The organism is Kitasatospora sp. NPDC058170 (assembly GCF_042883905.1).
In the GTDB taxonomy this organism is placed as follows: domain Bacteria; phylum Actinomycetota; class Actinomycetes; order Streptomycetales; family Streptomycetaceae; genus Kitasatospora.
In genome coordinates, this window is the sequence record NZ_JBHVUV010000081.1 from 1 (window position 1) to 4,163 (window position 4,163).

Here is a 4,163-nt window from a genome sequence, read left to right on the forward strand (position 1 = left end):
GGTACTGCAGGGGGGACCCTGTGGGAGAGTAGGACGCCGCCGAACAATCATTCCGAAGAACCCCCACCCGATTCCGGGTGGGGGTTCTTTGCGTTCCGGGGCCATGGAAGCGGCCCTTTGCAGGGCCCTTTCCCGCGCGCTATTACTCCTGGTCCGACGTCGCCCGGTCCGACGTCGCGGATGCTGTGGGTGTCGTGGGTGTCGTGGACGCTGCGGGCGTCGTCGGCGTCTCGGACGAGGTGGGCGTCTCGGACGCGGGGGGAGTCGCAGGCGACGTGGGTACGGCGGGCGCCGAGGGCGAGGTCGGGACTGCCATCCCCCAGTCGGGGCGGCTCTCCCAGCGGTCGGGGGTGTTGGTCAGCGGGGTGACGTTGCTGCCGTCGCTCCGCATGACGTAGAGGTCGGCGTTCCCGTTCGCGGGGGCCTGGGCGAAGACGATGGACCTGCCGTCCGGGGCGTACGAGGCGAGGCCGTAGAAGACGCCGGACGGGCCGGGGGTGAGGGCACCGATGGCGGTCCCGTCGGAATGCATGGTGTAGATGCCGCCGCCGGGGGCGAACTCGGGCCCGGCCGGGAAGGTGGTGAACACGATCTGGGTGCCGTCCGGCGACCAGCTGGCGCGGTCGCCGGCGCGGAGCTCCCAGGGGGTGAGCTGGCGCAGGCCGGTGCCGTCGGCGTTGACCGAGAAGATGGCCCGGCCGTTGGCGGGCTGGCCGGTGGAGCTGGTGCGGTACTCGAAGGCCAGCTGCTTGCCGTCGGGGGACCAGCTGGGGCTGGTGACCTGGCCGGAGTACGGCTTGTCGTTGGTGAGGAAGGTGAGCCGCTGGGCGCTGGAGCCGTCCGGGCTCATGACGTAGATGTCGGAGTACTGCACCTGTTCGGTCGCGGGGTCGAGCGAGCCCCAGGAGCGGTTGAAGGCGAGCAGCTTGCCGTCGGGGGAGAAGGCGGGGTGGCTCTCCTGCTCGTTGACGCAGTCGACGGCGCCCTCCTCGCAGAGGGAGCCGACCTGGTGGGCGCCCTCGCCGTCGGCGCCGGCGAGCCAGACCCGTGCCGAGGCGGTGCCAGGGGTGGACCGGTCGAAGGCGATGGTGGCGCCGTCGGGGGACCAGTCGGGGTTGTCGTCGCGCGCGCCCTGGGGCGGCTGGGTGAGCTGGTGCTCGTCGGTGCCGTCGGGCGCGATCGTGAGGATGGCGCTGGCGTTGCGCCGGGTGTCGAGGAAGATCCGGCTGGCGATCGCGCCGTTGCGGGCGGTGCTCGCGGCGGCGTCACCGGCCGGGGCGCTCGGGGCGGAGACCGGGGCGATCACGGCCTCGGGGGTGGGGGTCGCCGTGGGCGGGTCCGCCCGGATCTCGCTGAGCGGGATCTCGCCGGGTTCGGCGCCGCACCCGCTCAGCAGCGATCCTGCGATCAGCGCGCCCGCACAGGCACGGGCAGCGGTCGTGAGCGTCAGCCGTTTGCCGGTCATCCGCGTGTCAACTCCGTATCCGACTCAGGAGGCCCCCGGGGAAGCTGTCACTGTGTCAGATCAGGAGCGCGGGTGGCCGGGCGACACGCGACGGCGCGCGGTCGCTCGGTCACACGGAGTACGGCGTGTCGGCGGCTGCCGCTACTTGCCGGCGGAGCGGCGCTCGGCCTTCGCGGTGGCCTTCGCGGCGGCCTCCGCCTCGTCCTCGGCCTCGGCCACCTCCAGGGTCGGGGCGGTGCCGTCGAGGTGGGTGGGCAGCCACCAGGTGTCCTCCGGACCGGAGGGCTTGCCGGGGTACTCGCGCTGGGCGCGGTCCAGCATCTCGCTCATCGCGGCCCGCAGCCGCCGGGTGACCATCACGGGCTTGTCCGTGGGGGACAGCTCGATCGGCTCGCCGATCATGATGGTGACCGGGACGTGGCGCTTGGTGAGGGTCTTGGGGCGGCCCTTGGTCCAGAGCTGCTGGGTGCCCCAGAGGATGACGGGCAGCAGGGGAGCGCCGGAGTCGGCGGCCATCCGGGCGGCGCCGGTCTTGAACTTCTTCAGCATGAACGAGCGGCTGATGGTCGCCTCGGGGAACACCCCGACCACCTCGCCGGCCCGCAGGGCGGCCACGGCGGCCTCGTAGGCGGGCTGGCCGTCGGCGCGGTCGACCGGGATGTGCTTCATGCCGCGCATCAGCGGGCCGGAGACACCGTGCTTGAAGACGTCGTCCTTGGCCATGAACCGGGTCATGCGCTTGCCGCCGCGGTAGGCACCGAGACCGGCGAAGAGGAAGTCGAGGTAGCTGATGTGATTGCTCACCAGTACCGCTCCACCCTTGGCGGGGATGTGCTCGGCGCCGACGATCTTGATCCGCACGTCGAGCGCGCGGAAGACGGTCAGCGCGGCACCGATCACCGGCGGGTACACGAAATCTGCCACGGTCAGTCCTGACTTCCACGGGCGGGTGGGCCCGGTACGGCGGGACCCGTGCCGTACGAGGGGGCCGACCGAAGGCGCGGCACGCCGCGGCGGCCACGGGTGATACACGGAGATGATCCCCCGAACGAGTGCCCCCTGTCACCTGAGGCGGGCCGTCAAGCGAAATATCAGCCGGTGATCATGTGATGAACGCGGTGGGTGTCGGAGGGGTCGCTCAGACGGTGGCGTCCAGCCGCCCCCGGGCGCGGCGGAGCAGCAGGTACATCTCGCAGCCGAGGCAGTAGCCGAAGGCGGCGTTGAGGAAGGCCGCGGCGAGGGCGAAGGCGGTGGCGAGCAGGCCCAGCCAGGTCACCCCGGCGAGGTGACCGAGCGTGCCGACGGCGGCGAAGACCAGGCCCACGCCCTGGGCGAAGCGGGGCGGGCGCTCGTCCTCGGTCTCGGTCGGCGGCGCGAGGCGGGGGCGGATCAGCCGGCGGTACAGCAGCCCGTACGGGGAGTAGCGCAGGCCGGCGATGGCGCCGAGGCCGAAGACCGCGCCCTGGAGGGCGAGCAGGATTCCGCTGCCGCTGATCAGGGCGGCGGCGAGGACCAGGGTGGTGAGCACGGCGGCGAAACGCGGGCCGCGGGGGTCGATCTGCACGGGGGCTCCGGAGGTGGGGACGCGACGGGGCGGGCGGCGGGGCGCGTCAGCGACAGCGCGAGGCCGTGGCCCGGCACAGGTCGACCACCCGGCGGGTGGTCAGCAGCGGCTGTGCGGGGCGGTCGGAGTCCACCCGGCGATGCTACGCGGCCCGGGCCCGGTGGTCGACCTGCTTGTCGGCGGCGGTCGGGGCGGGCGCAGACTGGGGGCATGACCGGGTTGGTGGTGTGCGTTGTCGTGCTCGCGGTGGCGAGCGCGTTCGGACTGCTGCGGGCCAAGCGCGACGGGAGGCTGCGGGTGCGGACGAAGGACGGGGCGGTACGGCTGTCGGAGGCCGAGCTCGGTACGGGGCTGGGCGAGCGGGCCACGCTGGTGCAGTTCTCCACCGCCTTCTGCCAGCCCTGCCGGGCCACCCGCCGGGTGCTGGGTGAGGTCGCGGGCATGGTCGACGGGGTGGTGCACGTCGAACTGGACGCCGAGGCGCAGCTGGACCTGGTCCGTCGGCTGGACATCCTGCGGACGCCGACCGTGCTGGTACTGGACGCGGGCGGCCGGGTGGTGCGCCGGGCGGCCGGTCTGCCGCGTCGGGCCGATGTGATCGCGGCCCTCGGCGAGGCGGTCTGACCACCTGGCCGTGCGGTGGGTGCCTCGTGGCGGGCGCCGTGTCGTGGGCGCCTTGCCGCGGGTGCCGCCCGGCCGGCCCGCGGTGGCGGCAAATCTCACAGGGGATGTGCCGCGCAGTCAGGTGGTAGCGGCTGCGGGCTGGGGCAGGATGGGCGGGGACGGCAGTGCAGCCGTCCCGCCGCTCCCCGTCCGACCAGGGTCCTCCCCGGCCGTCGCGGGTGCCGTGCGGGACGTTCGGACGGGCCCGGCAGCGTAAGCTACTGGCCAGTAGTGACCCTTGGAATACTGGCGAGTATGCTGCCAGGAAGTTCCGGACTGGCACGGGAACACGCTGCCCGGAGCGGGTGCGTGCCGAGTTCGCGCCCGCTTGCACAGCCGCAGCCGCCGGACGAGACCAGTACAGGAGACAAGGCCGTGAGCTTGAGGATCGTTGTCTGTGTGAAGCACGTGCCGGACGCGACGGGTGACCGTCGTTTCGCGGACGATCTCACCACTGACCGGGAGGGCGTG

4 protein-coding genes and 1 pseudogene are annotated in these 4,163 nt (G+C 72.9%); 2 read left to right on the plus strand and 3 right to left on the minus strand.

Annotation, left to right across the window (positions count from 1 at the left end; genetic code table 11):
* Positions 1-142: 142 nt before the first annotated feature.
* The 3 genes from ACFVVX_RS37865 to ACFVVX_RS37875 form a co-directional block, all read right to left on the minus strand.
* Complete coding sequence (locus tag ACFVVX_RS37865; RefSeq protein ID WP_387952710.1) at positions 143-1,465, minus strand: hypothetical protein; 1,323 nt, start codon at positions 1,463-1,465, stop codon at positions 143-145.
* A 141-nt stretch (positions 1,466-1,606) separates the two neighbouring features.
* Positions 1,607-2,389 (minus strand): lysophospholipid acyltransferase family protein, encoded by a 783-nt coding sequence (locus ACFVVX_RS37870; protein ID WP_387952712.1) that lies wholly within the window; start codon positions 2,387-2,389, stop codon positions 1,607-1,609.
* Between the two features lie 214 nt (positions 2,390-2,603).
* On the minus strand, positions 2,604-3,029 hold the full coding sequence (locus ACFVVX_RS37875) for a DUF4395 domain-containing protein (RefSeq protein WP_387952714.1): 426 nt from the start codon (positions 3,027-3,029) through the stop codon (positions 2,604-2,606).
* Between the two features lie 210 nt (positions 3,030-3,239).
* Between ACFVVX_RS37875 and ACFVVX_RS37880 the strand changes: the two genes are divergently transcribed.
* Positions 3,240-3,653 carry a thioredoxin family protein gene (locus tag ACFVVX_RS37880; protein ID WP_387952716.1) on the plus strand — a complete coding sequence of 138 codons (414 nt, stop codon included), beginning with the start codon at positions 3,240-3,242 and terminating at the stop codon, positions 3,651-3,653.
* A 414-nt stretch (positions 3,654-4,067) separates the two neighbouring features.
* Positions 4,068-4,163, plus strand: a pseudogene (locus ACFVVX_RS37885) (electron transfer flavoprotein subunit beta); the annotation flags it as partial.

Excerpts from the sequence above, each read along its gene's own strand:
- ACFVVX_RS37880 (WP_387952716.1), top strand. The coding sequence starts at position 3,240 with ATGACCGGGTTGGTGGTGTGCGTTGTCGTGCTCGCGGTGGCGAGCGCG.
- ACFVVX_RS37865 (WP_387952710.1), bottom strand. The coding sequence starts at position 1,465 with ATGACCGGCAAACGGCTGACGCTCACGACCGCTGCCCGTGCCTGTGCG.